A 14,753-nucleotide genomic window follows, 5' to 3' on the forward strand; every position below is an offset into this window, starting at 1 on the left:
GCGGTTTTGTCAAACCGGACTGGTCCGAAATGGGGGCACTCCCGGGTAACCCGTTCGTAGTCAGGAAGCAAAAAAAACATGCCATCGGCATGTTTTTTTCAAATCTAATTAGTTATATCTTTCGATTAAACCAGTTCGACGTTTACGGCATTCAATCCCTTTCGGCCGCGCTCCACTTCAAATTTAACTTTGTCGTTTTCACGGATTTGATCGATCAGGCCCGTAGAGTGAACAAAAATGTCCTCACCGGGGGCATCCGGCTTAATGAAGCCAAATCCTTTGGTTTCATTAAAAAATTTTACTACTCCTGTTTGCATTGACTTGTGATTAAAATTTGGATAAAGGACTCGTTTTTTACCGTTGTATCCAAATTTTATTACATTTTTTTACTGGGAAGGATTTTTTTCGGGTTCTGATTTCTCAAACACCTTCTTATATTCGGCAATCCAGACAACTTTCATAATCTTCATGCCCCGGTGCATAAACACCGTTTACGTTCACCAGCTGGTCCAGTCGAATGGATTCGCCGGATGCCAGCACAATAGCCTCTCCGTCCGGGCCGGTTTGCCAGTCCGAAATAATGGAGGTGACCGATAGTAATTCGTTAAGATCGGTCGAGTAAAATACCTTCACATACTTCCGCAAAGCTATCAGTGAGCGGAGCATATCCGTGAACGTTTCTGAGTGCGTCGTCATACAGTTCGGTTTAATTCCTGTCTGGATAACAAATTTCTACCCAAAAATCTTTCCGGTTCCGGTTTTTTCTTCGTCGGGCAGAAATTTAATTTTTACGGGATTGGGAGTCGGACTTCAAGTAAATTTAATCCCGTTTTAATCTGGGGTCTTAAAATGTATCCCTTTTTAAAACCGGTTTAATATCATTTACATACGGATTTAATTCGCCTGCGGTTCCTTTGTGGTCGAAATCATCCCGTCGGTATGCACTACGATCCTTTTTTCTTTCTCTCCTGTATTCTCGGTGACGAATTGTACAAATTGAATTTCAACCGGAATAAACCGGTCGATTACAAACAACTGATGGCGCGATTTAATCAGGTCTGTGACCAGCCAATTGATGACTTCTACCTGAGCGGTTTGCCCCCGATTATTCGGCAAAATGCTAGGCGTAATAATGCGTATTGATGTGATTCCGTTTTCACCGTACACGTGTTGATTCGCTCCGATCGCCACCCCGGAGGTGGGAGCGTTGGGTGACTAAGGGACGGTCAATACCGAGTTGGTGTTGCCGTCCCCGGTTTTTTGGGTAACCGGGTTGCCCGGATCGGTCATCCAGTGGCCATCCACCACAATTTTATAGGCGTAGGTTCCGGGCTTCAGGTCGAGGGTACAAACCCAGTCATCGCTCGATTGGGTAAAAAAGGTGCTTAGGTGATTCCAGTCATTAAAAGCACCGGCCAGCGTAACCAGCTTGGCCTTTGGGTAGCCTTTCAGCGTAATTTTTGTGCTTCCGGCTGCTTTCCGGGCGGCTGCCAGTCCTGCCAGTACGGTTTTGGCATCCCCAAGATCCGCTTCCAGTTCCAGGGCCCGGCGGTAATTCCGGATGGCTTCCGCCGGGTTTCCGGCGCGTAAAAGCGCATAACCGTAACTGTCGTACACGTTGGCCGAAGCGGGGTACGATTCGGCATTGAATTTCAGGACCGCAACGGCATCATCCAGGCGACCCATGTCCAGTAACTGGTAGCCGATCTGATTCATCAGTTCCTCCGGGATGGGCGATTTTCCGGTGGTGCTCAAATACGATTGAATGGCCGGCTGAACACCTTTTTTGAGAATGTTCTGCGCCAGCCGGTTCTCAGGGGAAGTATACGAATCGTAGTTGAGGAAGGCTACCGCCGGATGCTGACCGCCCAGCAGGTTCGCCAGCATGGTGTCGGTAATGGCTAATCCGTTGAAACTGTTCGTGAAATAAACCAGGGCCGCGTCGGTTTTCGAGGCAGATGTGGCCGGGCGGGCGGCCACAAAACAACGAAACGTGCCGTTATCGCCCCAATGCCAGAAATAATCGCCGGAAGGTGTTTTTTCCAGTCCGAATCCCAGCCCCCAGAACAGGGCCTTCGAGCGCGTGGTGTCGGCACGGCCAAACCGGGTGGGTAATGGTGTCTGGGGCGTCAGGAGCTGAGACCGGGTGGCCGGTTTTAAGCCCTGGCTGCGTAAAATTGCCAGAATAAACTTCGCATAATCGTCGGCCGTGATTTGCAACGAGTAGGCGGTGTTGGCCGTACGCGGTTTTTGTTTGGGTCGCGGGCGACCCAACTGGGTGTGAGGATAGGCAAAGTCTGAATCAAAATCCGGCCGCCAGACGTATCCGCTGCGCGTCATATGGAGGGGCCGGAATACGCGCTCATTCATCCACTCATTGAGCGGTTTCCCGGTGAGGGCTTCGATCACCTTCTGCAAATACACAAACCCTTCGCCCGAATAGCCAAATTGCTGCCCCGGCGGATTTTTGATGGAAAGTTTCTGCGATCCCCGCCAGTTCGGAAAACCGGTTCGGTGGCTCAGCACCATGCGGGCCGTAATGGCCTTATACCGTTCGTCGGATTCAATGTCGGGATAGGGCAGGTATTGATAAAGGGGCTTATCCAGGTCAAATTGGCCTTCGTCGACCCATTGAAGGACGGCGTAGGCAAAAACCGGCTTGCTGAGCGAAGCCGCATCGAAAACCGTCGCGGCTGTCACTTTCTGCGACGAATCGCTCCTGACCAGCCCGTAACCCTGGCTATAGGCAATGTTGCCGTTCCGAATCAGGGCGAGAGACAAACCGGGCACGTTGGCACTGTCCATCACCTGCTGAACAAACCGGTCGATCCGGGCCGGTAAGGTCAGCTGGGCGAACACCGGCTGTCGCGGTATCCAAAGGGGCAGCAGTAAAACCATCAATCGAAAGCAAAACCGGAAGCGCATCGGAAAACAGGTTGGATGGGACGGCTCAACGACGAAGCGTCGTCCGTTTTCGTTCCAGAAAAATACGCATTCCGGCCCGATTTCAGGCCGTTTTTTCGGTAAATTTTACGCAGCCTGCCGTTGTTGCAGGGAGAGGTGTTGCAGGAGCATAATGGTTTTTCCATCCATGATTTCACCGCGCGCAATCATCTGCATCGCCTGCGGAAGCGGCAGCTCCAGCACATCGATTTCTTCTTCTTCAATGCCGCCACCGGTTCGTTTTTCGGTGGCGTCGGAATATTCGGCGGTGAAAAAATAAAGCTTCTCGGTAACGGACCCGGGACTCATATACGCTTCGAATACCTTGCGGATGTTGGTGACCACAAAACCGGTTTCTTCCTCGGTTTCCCGCCGGATGGCGTCCTCGGGCTGGTCGTTGTCGAGCAAACCGGCGCAGGCTTCGATGAGCAACCCGCTGGCGTTGCCATTAACGTACGTTGGCATCCGGAACTGGCGGGTGAGAATGACCGTATTTTTCTGGGTGTTGTGCAGGAGAATGGTGGCGCCATTCCCCCGATCGTAGGCTTCCCGGGATTGCGTTTCCCAGACCCCGTTTTTGCGTAAGTAATTAAAGGTTACCTTTCTCAGAATGTACCAGTTATCGGATAAAATTTCTTCTTTGACCAGTTTGATTCGGGAATTGTTCATCTTGATTTGATTGTTTTTGGTAATTTTTGATCAAAATTGATTATTATTGCAAATAAAAAACGGCTTTATGAATTTCCCAAACCGGAAGCGGCTTATTTTACAAACGGTTGACGAACGCGGATCCATTGAGGTAAAAGAACTGGCTGACCTGCTGCAAACGTCCGAAATCACGGTGCGACGGGATTTGGGAATCCTGGCAAACGATGGCCTGATTTACCGCACCCACGGAGGAGCCATGAAGGTGAGTCTGGCAAATAATCCCGTGCAGTTTGTTAACAAAACGGCCGTTAATGCGGAGAATAAGGACCATATTTGCCGGTTGGCCGCGCAGGACATTCAGGAAGGCGACACCATTTTCATGGATTGCGGCAGCACGGTTTTTCGGCTCTGCCAGTTTATTCGGAATAAACGAATTCAGGTGATTACCAATTCATTGCCGGTGGTGAATGAACTGCTGCAATCGGAGGTGACGATCAACCTGGTTGGCGGTGAGGTGGATGCAAAACGGCAGGCTGTTCACGGCCTGATCGCGCACGAACACGTGGCACGCTACCGGGCGAATAAGGCATTTTTGGGCGTGGATGGCGTTTCCGCGCAAAACGGGTTAACGGCGCACAGCGAAACCGAAGCCGGCATGACGCTGGCCATGGCCGGCCAGGCCGACAGCGTCTATCTCTTGTGTGATTCGACGAAACTGGAGCAGGACCGGTATTTCCAATTTGCCCCCCTGCGTTTGGTTCAGGTATTGATTACCGATCCGAAGGCCGATCCGAAGGTGCTGGAAATGTACCGTAAACAGGGGATTCTGGTACGGAATTAGTTAAGGTCGGAAGAACGATCGTTCGGGCGTTTGCGGGTGCTTAAGTCTTCATAATTTCCGGTCAGGATAGCGGCCTGGTGCAGGAGCTCAACCGCCTGAATTTCATCGTACAGGATTTCGAGTTTTCGCTCGATCCGCCCGATTTCCGCAACGGCATTTTGGTAAGCAAAGTAATCCTCATGCGGACCCCGGTTTTGCATCGACTCGGTCAAGAGGTATTTACCGGCCTGGAGGACGCCCCACGATGCGCGAAGTTCGTGCAGGATCGGGCTGTATTTGGTCACTTTCAGAACGCGCATTCTTAACGGCGGTTTTCGCTCGCAAAGATATATAAATTTATGGCCGAATCAGTTCGTCAATCAAGAGTTTATGGTTTTCAGTTTTCGGCAGGCGGTTTTCGGTCCAACCAGCGGCCCGGTATTTCCCGTCAGGTTCAGCCTTGTGTAACCGGTGAGGCTTTGGGATCACCGCAGGGGGCGGAGTCCGAAACGTTTGAGCGGGTGCCCGTTTTAGATTCGTAGCGTGTGGGCATTCTGCTCCCAGCAGCAGGGGGAACCGGGAGGAGACAAGCCTGAAAGACGGTTTGCATCGGATGAAACGGTTAATAACTAATGCCAACATTTTGGTTCCTCTCCGGTTAAAAATGAAAACAAAAACCAACGAGGGGTATGGAGAATCAGCCGATTGAAAATCAGACGCTAACGGACGAATGGGGCCCGTATGATATTGCGGAGGATGTTCGGGGAATCAAGGATGTGTTTGTGAATATTTACTTTATTGGTGAAGCCCAGCCCGGCGGAAAATGGGTACTGGTTGATGCCGGTACGTCGAGCGGAGCGGACCAGATCCGCCGAAAAGCACAGGCCTGGTTTGGGGAAAATAACCCTCCTCAGGCGATTGTTCTGACCCACGGGCATTTTGATCATGTGGGTTCGCTGGACACGTTGCTGAAGGACTGGCCCCAGGTTCCGGTGTATGCGCACCCACTGGAATTGCCGTTTCTTCGGGGAAAGGCCCAATACCCGCCCCCGGACCCCGGCGTGGGCGGAGGGGCCATGGCCTATTTATCGTGGATGTTCCCGACCGGGCCTTTCAATTTTGGCGACCGGTTGCGGTCGATGCCGGCGGATGGCAGCCTTCCCGAGTTGCCCGACTGGCGGATTCTCCACACGCCCGGGCATGCACCGGGTCATATCTCGTTGTTCCGGGAACGGGATCGGGTATTGATTGCGGGGGATGCGTTTACCAATACCAATCAGAATTCGGCTTTTGCCGTTATGACCCAAAAAGAAGAACTGCACGGTCCTCCGGCGTATTTTACGATTGATTGGGGCGCTGCCAAACGGTCCATCCAGACGCTGGCTGCCTTGAATCCAACCGCAGCCGGAACCGGACACGGCAAAGCCATTCGGGGGATTCAGTTGCCGCAATTGCTGGAGGACCTGATTCATAATTTCGAGGGTCGGGAAGTGCCTCAAGGGGGGCGGTATACAAAACAGCCCGCGCATACGGATGAGCAGGGCGTGGTCGATATGCCCCCACCGGTTTCTTACCATGTCGCCCGCGCGCTGGGCATCGGCCTGATCGTGGGAACCGTGATGATGCTGGTGGGTGGCCTTCGCAAAAAGTAAGAAAACCGTTGATTTCGCAGAATGGCGGCCCGACAGGTAAACTGTTGGGCCGTTCTTCTTCCGTTAGGGGTGGAAAAACCGCACCGATTTCCAAACACCAACGTCTACATCTGAGTTTTACAGAAGAGTACAACCTATCTGAACGAATGGAACGTCGTAATTTGATTATCCTGATTGGGAGTAGTGTCGTAGTTTTGTTTGTGGCCTGGTTTGCGCTGAAACACTTCGGCGTACTGGATAAAAACGAAGTGCCCGCCGAGGGCTGGAACCGGGAACAGGCCGAACTGGTGATGCGCCAGTTGTGCCGGGCGGCCGATTCCGTGGGCATCGATACCAACCGCTATTCATTTGTTGCCAGCGATACCAAAAAAGAGTTCGGGGAGAAATTTACCGGGTTATTGCTGGAACTTCGCTACGGTTTGAAACCGTCGCGGATTAATTATACAAAGCTACCGGAGAAAATTGATACCGCCTGGGCCATCGCCATGTTGAAAAAAGACGAGGGCCGGTCGGCGCTGGACTCCCTTAAAAAAACACCGGTTTTCGGTCACTACACCACGCTGGTGAATCAGTATACCCGGCTGCGGAAAGCGGCTGCTTACGATACCGCTAAACATGTGCGCCAGACGCTGAATTTTTACCGGTATCTCAACCGCTTTGCGTTCGACCGGTTTTTGGTGGTCAATATCCCGGCGGCCCAATTGAACATCTACGACCGGAGCGGTAAGTGCCTGCTGCCGATGGATGTGATTGCCGGTAAGAAAGACAGCCGTACTCCGTTTTTTACAACCTACCTGACAGATATTATCACGTATCCGTACTGGAACGTGCCGCGCAGCATCGGCATTAAGGAAATTTTGCCCAAGGTTCAGGCCAATCTCGATTACCTCGAAAGTCAGAACATGGAGGTGCTGGATGAGAAAGGGCAGATCGTTGACCCGTCGGACATCAACTGGGAGGAAATGTCGGCCGACAATTTTCCGTACCGGTTTCGGCAGGCGTCGGGCTGTAGCAATTCACTGGGACTGATTAAATTTAACCTGACGGGGCCGGGCGCTATTTACCTCCACGATACCAACGCCCGCGACCTGTTCGATCAGACCTCCGACCGCTGGCGGAGCCACGGGTGCATGCGGGTCCAGAAGCCGGTCGAACTGGCCAATTACCTGATGGAAGAACCCGTGCTGGACGAAGGATTTATGAACCGGTGCATGATCGACCAGAAACCGCAGACCCTGAAATTACCGAAACCCTTTCCGGTTTTTGTGGTCTACAACCGCGTGGACGTCGACGACAAAGGCCAGATCCGGTTTTACAAAGATGTTTACGGACTGGATGGCGGTCATCCGATGTAATTCAGAAACGTCGATTTCTGCATATAATTGGAATCCGGCGAAAATACGAATAGACAGGAACCGCCCTTGATGGCTTCGATAATGGCTTTGCTCAGGCCGTTTTCAATGGCGGGGCACCCCTGGCTGCGACCCAGCCGGCCGGTGCGCCGGATAAAATCTTCGCACACATAATCTGCCCCGTGCATGACAATTGCGCGGCTAAAGGCGTTATCATTGAAACCGCGTTCGAGTCCTTTCAATTGCAGCGACAGACCGTGTTTGCCTTGGTAGGTGCCGAGGGTCTGGTAAAAACCGAGGCTCGACTGGAAGGAAGAGGCTACATTCGAAAACGAAGCCGCCATCAGCTCACCCGAATTCCGGCCGTGGGCCACGTAGGTTTGAAATAATAATTTATGCGAATTCAAATCAATGACGTAGAGCCGCTTCCGGTTCGATGGCTGGCTTAAATCGACAATACTCAGAACCGATTTCGGAAAGTCGATTTTCTGCAAACCGCGCACGGCATAATCGAACACTTCTTTCCGAAGGCCGTTACTGTCCAGCTTCAGTTCATTGTAAATACCGCTCCACAGGCTCGCGTGATCGAGTGGGGCCGGGGAAGCCGGTTTTACCGTGGTGCCAATACTGGCGAGGCTAAGGGGTAATAGGGCAAAGAAAATCAGCAGCGCTTTTTTCATAAAACGTTGAATAACTGGTTCGTATGTAAAAAGGGATGTAGAAAGATAACGCCAGACGGCCCGAAATAATTCATTGACCAACTCAATTTCAGGATGATTCGCAGAACGTTGATGACCGTATTATTGGTTACGGTCTGGTTATCAGATGGTTTCGCGCTGCCCGTTGTCTCGGTCCTGACGTACAGAAAACCGGGTGAAACCGAGCTGACGCCGGCCATTAACCGGGCCATTGCCGATTTGGCGAAGCGGGGAGGAGGCACCATCAAGTACCCGGCCGGGCGGTTTGTTCAGGGACCCGTTGAAATAATCGGATCGTCCATCACCCTCCAGGGCGCGGGCATCGGCAGAACGATTATCGTCCGCAACGCCCAGCGGGGTTACGCGTTCTGGGCCAACCGGAAAAAAGGGGTTTTTATCCGGGATCTTTCGATCAATTGTGACCAAAGCCCGGTTGAAGGCGGGCTCTATTGGGGTGGTTGCACCGCCAGCGGGGCGGATCGGGTAGCGGTTCAGAATGCTGACGCGTCTTCGTTTGTGGTTGAAAACCTGCTTTTTAATGGAAATGGCGAACAAGCGGTTTCCGACCGGAATACTTTACGGAATTGTCAGGCTTCGGGCCAGAAGCGGTATCATGAAGCAGGAGGGAAATCTCCGTTTATTGCCGGAGGCTACGCCCGGAATACGCGCTTTGAATCCTGTACCGCCACCGACTGTGTGGGCGATGCCTTCGACAGCGACAATGCGCCGGGGACGGTGTTTTTGCACTGTCTGGCTCGTACAACCAAGGGAATCAGTCCCTATGCCGGTTTCTGGTCGGAAGGCGAACAGTCCGACTCCGATCACCAGGTTACCTGGCTGCACTGCAAAGCCGTTGGCTTTCGGGTTGGATTCGGGGTTTCGGAGCGGGCGAAAGCAACGATTCGCAACGGAGAAGCCGAAAATTGTGTCAATGCCATCAAGGGGTTGAATCATCATTACCGGATTCAAATTGATACCTTCACGGCCCGAAACTGCGGGAAAACCCTGGAAGCAACCGATACCGACGGTGCGCTGGTTTTCAGCGGGCCGGTGACCATGGCGCGGGTCAAAACCGTCAATACGCTGGCCCGTAACGCCTTTGCAAACTACGGCGGAGGTAGTTCCACCAACGAAGAAACCATCATCGGCCCCGGTTGTGAGTTTGACAAAGATGCGTACATTAGTTACGAGAATTCCGGTTCGCGCCGGATTACGGTCAACGGGGCGACGTTTCGGGGGGCCAACATCCGCTATTATAACGGCCATTTGACCGAATTGCTGGTCAAAAACAGTCAGTTCATCAACAGCGGTATCGTGGGCGCCCGGATCAAGCAAAGCCGGATTACCGAGGGCAGCCGGTTTGTAACCACGGATAGCACCAGAACCGCCATTCAGCTAAGTCTGGACTCGTATAATACGACCGTCGAAAATTCAACGTTTGAAGGGTATAAGAGTGTAACCAACCATGCCAAACTGGGAACCGGTATTCGACAGACCCATCGACGCCCCGGCCCGCGCTAATACCGAAACCTAGCACCTGTTATGTCCCCTTACGAAGACGCCGTTGTGCGCGAATTGAATACCTGGCGGCTGAAGATGATGCGGAAGCCATCGGCGATGAACCGGCTTTCAAAAAATGTTCAAGTCCGGCTCAATCGGATCATTCCGGAGAAAGTCCACCAGGCCATTACGCTGGCGATCAAGCAGATGACAAGGGCGGTTTTGTTCGGTGCGGAGTTCCTGACCCGCGAGCCAATCCTGCATCATTTGACGCTGGAAGAGCGCGAAAAGCGGGCCCTCGACCGAATTGCGTTCTACAAAACCGCCGGCGCTGCGGAAGGGGGTGTGACGGGAGCGGGCGGGATTCTGCTCGGTCTGGCCGATTTTCCGATTCTGCTCGCCTTGAAAATGAAGCTGTTGTTCGAGATTGCCGGTATTTACGGCTACCCCATCAACGAGTACAAGGAACGGTTGTATATCATGCACATTTTCCAGCTGGCCTTCTCGAGTCAGGAACGTCGGCAGGCCGTTTACGAGCAGATGACGAATTGGGACGCCCAAAGTCAGCAATTACCCGACGATATCAACCAGTTCGACTGGCGAACGTTTCAGCAGGAATACCGGGATTATATTGATCTGGCCAAGATGGCCCAGCTGGTACCGGGCATTGGAGCCGCCGTCGGCCTGGTGGTCAACTACCGGTTGCTCGACTCGCTGGGCAAAACCGCCATGAACGCCTACCGGATGCGGTGGGTGGAAGCCCGGAGTCTGGAAATGAAATGACGGATTACGGCATTCGGTTTAGTTTTTGAGAATCGGAGATGCGGCAGCCACCGTAAACCGAATACGGTAATCCGTAAACTGAAAACGGTTTATTTTCCCGCCGGAGGATTGATCATAATGTGGGCGCGGTGGGTGCCGGGGTCCATGATCCAGGGCATACCGGGCGACTCGGGTTTGAGCGGTAAACCGGTGCTTTCGGCGGTCGCGTACGGAATATAGACAACGTAGCGGAGATACCCGTTTTTCACCGCACCGGTGGACGCGTTATAACTGGAATCAGGAGCAGAATACACAAAAAGCGAAGACGGGGCTTTTGGCATTTTCCATTTCCCGGCTTTTTCTTCCTCTTCCCGGATTTTCATGATTTCGGCCGTGGTTTTGCCGGCTTTCTTCAATTCCCGTCCGCGCGCCATGAACGGTTCCAACCCTTTGTGGTAACAGGAAACATTGAGTCCTTTCTGCGCCGGATCATCCGCCAGACAGACGTATTCATTCGTTCCTTTCCGCAAAACGATCAGTTCATTGTTCCCGGAATAACCGTACACCATCGCGCCATCGCGTTTGTCGGCCGGAGCGGCCAGCACGGCGGTTTTGATCTGAATGTCGGGCGTGGGAGCCGTGGTCTGGGCGAAAGCCCGCGCCGTACAAAAACCGGCCACGAGGAGAAAGGTAAAAGTTTTCATAGCGAAAGGTTTTAGGCATAAAGCTGTCGATCACCGTTTGCCTCGTCCAAGCGGGAAGCCGGTGACCGACAGGGGATGAATTCAAAAAGCTTAGTGGTGGTGCCCACCGGGGCCGTGCACATGCTTGTGCATGACCTCTTCGTTGGTGGCATCCCGAACCTCGATCACTTCGACGTCGAAGTTCAGTTCCTGACCTGCCAGTTGATGGTTGCCATCGATTGTAACACTGTCCGCTCCAACTTCTGTTACGGTAACTACTTGACCGTGATTGGTTTGGAATTGCATGCCCACTTGAACCGTTTGACCGCCAAAGGCACTTTTCGGTACCGTCTGGATCATTTGCGGATCGCGGACTCCATATCCTTCTTCGGCCGGAACCTTGATCTGGAACTTATCACCGGGGGACTTACCATCCAGTCCATTTTCCATTCCCGGAATCAGGTTTCCTTCGCCGTGGAGGTAATATAGAGGATCGCGTCCTTCGCTCGAATCGAGAATATTACCGTCGTTGTCGCGCAGTGTGTAGTGGATGCCGGCAACTTTGTGTTTGGAAATTTGCATGTGAATCGAATTGAATAAAGAACAAAGGTGATATTTTTTTTGACAAAGGAAACTATGGGATGTCCATTTCTACGATAAGATTCCGGGTTTTCCGGTTCATGGATTGAAATAACCGCGAAGGTCAGCCCGTTAGTCCCTCTACATCCTGACAACAATTCACGGGTTGAATGTGTTAGAAGATGTTACTATTCTCTCAACGTTTTGTTACCAAACCTTTTTTATCATGCAGAAAAAAGCAGTAGTTGCAGTTGGGGTGGCCCTGGGCTTGCTGGCCGGGGTTAACCAAGTCGTTGTTGGTCAGACCGTTCAGGATACCACTTCGAACCGCACTTCGATGCCGCAACCGGCAACGACACCCCCGCCATCGGGCGCAACGGGAAGCAACACCTCCGTCTCAACCCAGACGACCGGAAATGCGTACGGCGCTATGGGAGCCGGTCGCGAATCGCGGACGGGCATGAAACCGGGTGGCTCAACGGATCGCAACCTGGCCATCAGTGCCGCCAGATCAGCGGAGCATACGGTTTTGTTCCGGGCTTTGCGCGTGTCCGGACTGGATGATCAGGCGGCCGGAAAAGGACCGTACACGGTTTTTGCGCCGACGAACGAAGCCTTCGAAAAACTGCCAGCCGGAACCCTGGACGGACTGATGCAACCCGCGTCGAAGTCGAAGCTGGTGAAATTGCTGGCCTACCACGTGGTGAAAGGCAATTATTCGTCGGATCAATTGACGGACGGCCAGAAGCTGAAAACCGTGACCGGCGGCACGCTGACCGTCGGAAAACAGGGCGACACGATTACCATCACCGATGAACAGGGCCATGCCGCCACGGTCGACCGTGCCGACCTCGAAGCCACCAACGGCACCATTCATTCCATCGATACGGTGTTGATGCCGAAGGGAAAATGAGCCTGAATGATGAACGATGAATGGCGGCCGCAGCGCAATGAATTCATCGTTCATCATTTCTTCGTTTTCGGGGTAAAACCGACCCCGGTCGAAATAGTTAGCCCCGTGGAAGGTAGACAGGCTCAAAAAAATCCTTTTTGGACTGAACTAAATCCCACCCGTTGAGATGTTGTTTCTCTGTCTAAGCATTCTGCTTTCGGTTCTTCTGCTGCTCAATTTTCGAATTTTTCCCCGGTTTCAGGTCAATACATTTCAGGCCATCGTCTTCAACTACCCGGTTTGCTTCCTGACCGGTTTTTTATTGCTTCCGCGCGACCAGGCTTTTTCCGTCGATTTTTTCCAGACCTGGACCTGGCTGGCGTTCGGCCTGGGCGTTGGCTTCATCATTACCTTCATTCTGTCGGGGATTTCAACGCAACGGATGGGCATTACGGCCACTTCGCTGGCAAACAATATGTCGCTGGTCATTCCGGTTTGTTTTAGTCTGTTTCTGTTTCAGTCGAAAGGCAAATCCTTCGATGTACTGAATTACACCGGGCTGGTGCTGGCGGTGGTTGCCGTGGGATTGAGCACGTTTAAGAAAGAAGAAGGACAAACTGTCCGGGTGTTTGGCTGGAATACGCTCTTGCCGGTGGCGGTTTTTCTGATGTATGGCACCACCAACACGATGATTAATTATATGAACATCCGCTACATTCCGTCCGCCGATAAAACCCTGCAAGTCACGCTGACGATGGTGCTGGGGGCCATTGCGGCCGGTTTGCTGATGCTGGTCATCCGGTTGATTCAGGGAAAAGAAACGATCGACCGCCGGAATCTGATTGGGGCCATTACGCTGGGCGTGCCGAATTTCCTGAGTTTTTACACGCTCCTTCTGGCGCTGTCGCAGTTTGGCGGCAACGGAGCATTTGTCTATCCGCTTTACAACATTGGCGTTATTCTGGTGGCGGCCCTGTCGGCGACCTTGTTTTTCAGGGAAAAGTTATTGGTTGTCAATCGCGTCGGGCTTCTGCTGGCGGTTCTGGCCATCGGCCTGATTTCGTGGCAGGAGCTGGCGCAGGTGGTGCGATAAAAGGCCGGAGCAGGAAAGCGAGCGAAGCGGAAACAGGCATGTCTTTTTGCGCTTGGCGATTCTCTGTCTGCTATTTCCGCAGAATTCCGTATTTTTCGAGCCTGACGGACGGAAGCCTGCGTGGCCTGATCCGCCAGTACGTAATTAAACGTTCTAATTCCCAAACCTTTCATGAACCGTCGTCAGACCCTTGCCGCCTTAGCCGCCACGACTGGCGGAGCTGTTCTATCGCCAACCGTTATGTCCGCCACTGTTGCTCCCGCTCTCGCTAAGGATCCGCCACCGTTTGCTTATGCTTTGAATGTCAGTACGATCCGGGGTCAGAATCTCGGGTTTGTAAAAGAACTGGAAGTGGCTTCCAAAGCCGGTTTTCGGCACGTCGAAATCTGGATGAACTCGTTTCAGGATTATCTGAAGAGCCATACCACCGCCGATGTTCGTAAACTGCTGGGCGACCTGGGCCTGAAAGTGGAGAACGCCATCGGATTTGCGCAGTGGATTGTGGATGATGAAGCCACCCGCTCCAAAGGTGTCGATCAGCTCAAAAAGGAAATGGAACTGCTGGCCGAGATTGGCTGTAAACGAACGGCAGCTCCGCCGATGGGCGCGACCAACCAGCCCGGGCTGGATCTGCGCAAAGCCGCAGAACGCTACCGGACCATTCTGGAACTGGGGGATAAAACCGGGGTGGTGCCGCAACTCGAATTATGGGGCGGTTCCAAAAATATGAATAAGCTGAGCGAGGTCATGTTTGTCGCCATCGAAAGCGGCCACCCGTCGGCGCGGGTGTTGCTCGATATCTATCACCTTTACAAGGGCGGTTCCAGCCCGGCGAGCCTGCCGTTGGTGGGTAAACCGGGTATTGAAGTGTTTCACCTCAACGATTACCCGACCAATCCGCCCCGCGAAACCATCGTGGACGCCGATCGCGTGTACCCCGGCGATGGCATCGGGCCGGTGCGCGAAACGCTGAAGCAAATCAAAACGCCCGGCAAAACCATTGTGTTATCGCTGGAGCTGTTTAACAAAACCTACTACGCGCAGGATGCGCTGACCGTCGCCAAAACCGGCCTGGAGAAAATGAAGAAAGTGGCCGAGGGGGTATGAAAAATTATTTCGCGGAGTTAAGCG

General features: G+C 52.9%; 17 protein-coding genes. 9 read left to right on the plus strand and 8 right to left on the minus strand.

Annotated features, from left to right (window positions below):
* Window positions 1-125: 125 nt before the first annotated feature.
* Together ACFPMF_RS00505 and ACFPMF_RS00510 are read right to left on the minus strand one after the other, a co-directional pair.
* Window positions 126-317, minus strand: coding sequence for a cold-shock protein (locus ACFPMF_RS00505; RefSeq protein ID WP_379840453.1), 192 nt, complete (start codon window positions 315-317; stop codon window positions 126-128).
* A gap of 115 nt (window positions 318-432) precedes the next feature.
* Window positions 433-696 (minus strand): hypothetical protein, encoded by a 264-nt coding sequence (locus ACFPMF_RS00510; RefSeq protein ID WP_379840454.1) that lies wholly within the window; start codon window positions 694-696, stop codon window positions 433-435.
* A 243-nt stretch (window positions 697-939) separates the two neighbouring features.
* Between ACFPMF_RS00510 and ACFPMF_RS00515 the strand changes: the two genes are divergently transcribed.
* On the plus strand, window positions 940-1,143 hold the full coding sequence (locus ACFPMF_RS00515; RefSeq protein WP_379840455.1) for a hypothetical protein: 204 nt from the start codon (window positions 940-942) through the stop codon (window positions 1,141-1,143).
* A gap of 72 nt (window positions 1,144-1,215) precedes the next feature.
* Here ACFPMF_RS00515 and ACFPMF_RS00520 read toward each other — a convergent pair whose 3' ends face one another.
* Window positions 1,216-2,925 (minus strand): serine hydrolase, encoded by a 1,710-nt coding sequence (locus ACFPMF_RS00520; RefSeq protein WP_379840457.1) that lies wholly within the window; start codon window positions 2,923-2,925, stop codon window positions 1,216-1,218.
* Between the two features lie 105 nt (window positions 2,926-3,030).
* Window positions 3,031-3,612, minus strand: coding sequence for a GDP-mannose pyrophosphatase NudK (nudK, locus tag ACFPMF_RS00525; protein ID WP_379840458.1), 582 nt, complete (start codon window positions 3,610-3,612; stop codon window positions 3,031-3,033).
* 67 nt (window positions 3,613-3,679) lie between these two features.
* Between nudK and ACFPMF_RS00530 the strand changes: the two genes are divergently transcribed.
* Window positions 3,680-4,432, plus strand: a complete 753-nt coding sequence (locus tag ACFPMF_RS00530) for a DeoR/GlpR family DNA-binding transcription regulator (RefSeq protein WP_379840459.1) — start codon at window positions 3,680-3,682, stop codon at window positions 4,430-4,432.
* Here ACFPMF_RS00530 and ACFPMF_RS00535 read toward each other — a convergent pair.
* Window positions 4,429-4,731 carry a hypothetical protein gene (locus ACFPMF_RS00535; RefSeq protein ID WP_379840460.1) on the minus strand — a complete coding sequence of 101 codons (303 nt, stop codon included), beginning with the start codon at window positions 4,729-4,731 and terminating at the stop codon, window positions 4,429-4,431. The two genes, ACFPMF_RS00530 and ACFPMF_RS00535, sit on opposite strands and share 4 nt — an antisense overlap.
* 369 nt (window positions 4,732-5,100) lie before the next feature.
* Here ACFPMF_RS00535 and ACFPMF_RS00540 point away from each other — a divergent pair, with 369 nt between their 5' ends.
* Both ACFPMF_RS00540 and ACFPMF_RS00545 read left to right on the plus strand, forming a co-directional pair.
* The gene (locus ACFPMF_RS00540) at window positions 5,101-6,063 is read left to right on the plus strand and encodes an MBL fold metallo-hydrolase (RefSeq protein ID WP_379840461.1); all 963 of its coding nucleotides are present in this window, start codon (window positions 5,101-5,103) and stop codon (window positions 6,061-6,063) included.
* 146 nt (window positions 6,064-6,209) lie between these two features.
* Window positions 6,210-7,418, plus strand: coding sequence for a L,D-transpeptidase family protein (locus ACFPMF_RS00545; protein WP_379840462.1), 1,209 nt, complete (start codon window positions 6,210-6,212; stop codon window positions 7,416-7,418).
* On the opposite strand, the gene ACFPMF_RS00550 is transcribed toward ACFPMF_RS00545, so the two are convergent.
* Window positions 7,406-8,095 (minus strand): murein L,D-transpeptidase catalytic domain family protein, encoded by a 690-nt coding sequence (locus ACFPMF_RS00550; RefSeq protein WP_379840463.1) that lies wholly within the window; start codon window positions 8,093-8,095, stop codon window positions 7,406-7,408. The two genes, ACFPMF_RS00545 and ACFPMF_RS00550, sit on opposite strands and share 13 nt — an antisense overlap.
* A gap of 93 nt (window positions 8,096-8,188) precedes the next feature.
* Here ACFPMF_RS00550 and ACFPMF_RS00555 point away from each other — a divergent pair, with 93 nt between their 5' ends.
* Window positions 8,189-9,634 (plus strand): pectate lyase family protein, encoded by a 1,446-nt coding sequence (locus tag ACFPMF_RS00555; protein WP_379840464.1) that lies wholly within the window; start codon window positions 8,189-8,191, stop codon window positions 9,632-9,634.
* Between the two features lie 21 nt (window positions 9,635-9,655).
* Window positions 9,656-10,396 carry an EcsC family protein gene (locus ACFPMF_RS00560; protein WP_379840465.1) on the plus strand — a complete coding sequence of 247 codons (741 nt, stop codon included), beginning with the start codon at window positions 9,656-9,658 and terminating at the stop codon, window positions 10,394-10,396.
* A gap of 89 nt (window positions 10,397-10,485) precedes the next feature.
* Here ACFPMF_RS00560 and ACFPMF_RS00565 read toward each other — a convergent pair whose 3' ends face one another.
* Both ACFPMF_RS00565 and ACFPMF_RS00570 read right to left on the minus strand, forming a co-directional pair.
* On the minus strand, window positions 10,486-11,079 hold the full coding sequence (locus tag ACFPMF_RS00565; protein WP_379840466.1) for a hypothetical protein: 594 nt from the start codon (window positions 11,077-11,079) through the stop codon (window positions 10,486-10,488).
* A 90-nt stretch (window positions 11,080-11,169) separates the two neighbouring features.
* Window positions 11,170-11,640: an FKBP-type peptidyl-prolyl cis-trans isomerase gene (locus ACFPMF_RS00570; protein WP_379840467.1), complete on the minus strand. Its 471-nt coding sequence runs from the start codon at window positions 11,638-11,640 to the stop codon at window positions 11,170-11,172.
* Window positions 11,641-11,863: 223 nt separating this feature from the next.
* Here ACFPMF_RS00570 and ACFPMF_RS00575 point away from each other — a divergent pair, with 223 nt between their 5' ends.
* The 3 genes from ACFPMF_RS00575 (at window position 11,864) to ACFPMF_RS00585 (ending at window position 14,729) form a co-directional block, all read left to right on the plus strand.
* Window positions 11,864-12,550 (plus strand): fasciclin domain-containing protein, encoded by a 687-nt coding sequence (locus ACFPMF_RS00575; protein ID WP_379840468.1) that lies wholly within the window; start codon window positions 11,864-11,866, stop codon window positions 12,548-12,550.
* A gap of 166 nt (window positions 12,551-12,716) precedes the next feature.
* Entirely contained in the window at window positions 12,717-13,622 is a 906-nt protein-coding gene (locus ACFPMF_RS00580) for an EamA/RhaT family transporter (protein ID WP_379840469.1), read from the plus strand.
* Between the two features lie 171 nt (window positions 13,623-13,793).
* Window positions 13,794-14,729, plus strand: a complete 936-nt coding sequence (locus ACFPMF_RS00585; RefSeq protein WP_379840470.1) for a sugar phosphate isomerase/epimerase family protein — start codon at window positions 13,794-13,796, stop codon at window positions 14,727-14,729.
* Window positions 14,730-14,753 lie beyond the last annotated feature (24 nt).

The organism is Larkinella bovis, from assembly GCF_042655385.1.
Classification (GTDB): domain Bacteria; phylum Bacteroidota; class Bacteroidia; order Cytophagales; family Spirosomataceae; genus Larkinella; species Larkinella bovis.

Bases quoted from the DNA above. Each gene is read 5' to 3' on its own strand.
- ACFPMF_RS00510 (WP_379840454.1), bottom strand. From the start codon at position 696: ATGACGACGCACTCAGAAACGTTCACGGATATGCTCCGCTCACTGATA.
- ACFPMF_RS00530 (WP_379840459.1), top strand. From the start codon at position 3,680: ATGAATTTCCCAAACCGGAAGCGGCTTATTTTACAAACGGTTGACGAA.
- ACFPMF_RS00550 (WP_379840463.1), bottom strand. From the start codon at position 8,095: ATGAAAAAAGCGCTGCTGATTTTCTTTGCCCTATTACCCCTTAGCCTC.
- nudK (WP_379840458.1), bottom strand. From the start codon at position 3,612: ATGAACAATTCCCGAATCAAACTGGTCAAAGAAGAAATTTTATCCGAT.
- ACFPMF_RS00560 (WP_379840465.1), top strand. From the start codon at position 9,656: ATGTCCCCTTACGAAGACGCCGTTGTGCGCGAATTGAATACCTGGCGG.
- ACFPMF_RS00580 (WP_379840469.1), top strand. From the start codon at position 12,717: ATGTTGTTTCTCTGTCTAAGCATTCTGCTTTCGGTTCTTCTGCTGCTC.
- ACFPMF_RS00540 (WP_379840461.1), top strand. From the start codon at position 5,101: ATGGAGAATCAGCCGATTGAAAATCAGACGCTAACGGACGAATGGGGC.
- ACFPMF_RS00535 (WP_379840460.1), bottom strand. From the start codon at position 4,731: ATGCGCGTTCTGAAAGTGACCAAATACAGCCCGATCCTGCACGAACTT.
- ACFPMF_RS00515 (WP_379840455.1), top strand. From the start codon at position 940: ATGCACTACGATCCTTTTTTCTTTCTCTCCTGTATTCTCGGTGACGAA.
- ACFPMF_RS00575 (WP_379840468.1), top strand. From the start codon at position 11,864: ATGCAGAAAAAAGCAGTAGTTGCAGTTGGGGTGGCCCTGGGCTTGCTG.
- ACFPMF_RS00505 (WP_379840453.1), bottom strand. From the start codon at position 317: ATGCAAACAGGAGTAGTAAAATTTTTTAATGAAACCAAAGGATTTGGC.
- ACFPMF_RS00585 (WP_379840470.1), top strand. From the start codon at position 13,794: ATGAACCGTCGTCAGACCCTTGCCGCCTTAGCCGCCACGACTGGCGGA.
- ACFPMF_RS00555 (WP_379840464.1), top strand. From the start codon at position 8,189: ATGATTCGCAGAACGTTGATGACCGTATTATTGGTTACGGTCTGGTTA.
- ACFPMF_RS00545 (WP_379840462.1), top strand. From the start codon at position 6,210: ATGGAACGTCGTAATTTGATTATCCTGATTGGGAGTAGTGTCGTAGTT.
- ACFPMF_RS00565 (WP_379840466.1), bottom strand. From the start codon at position 11,079: ATGAAAACTTTTACCTTTCTCCTCGTGGCCGGTTTTTGTACGGCGCGG.
- ACFPMF_RS00570 (WP_379840467.1), bottom strand. From the start codon at position 11,640: ATGCAAATTTCCAAACACAAAGTTGCCGGCATCCACTACACACTGCGC.
- ACFPMF_RS00520 (WP_379840457.1), bottom strand. From the start codon at position 2,925: ATGCGCTTCCGGTTTTGCTTTCGATTGATGGTTTTACTGCTGCCCCTT.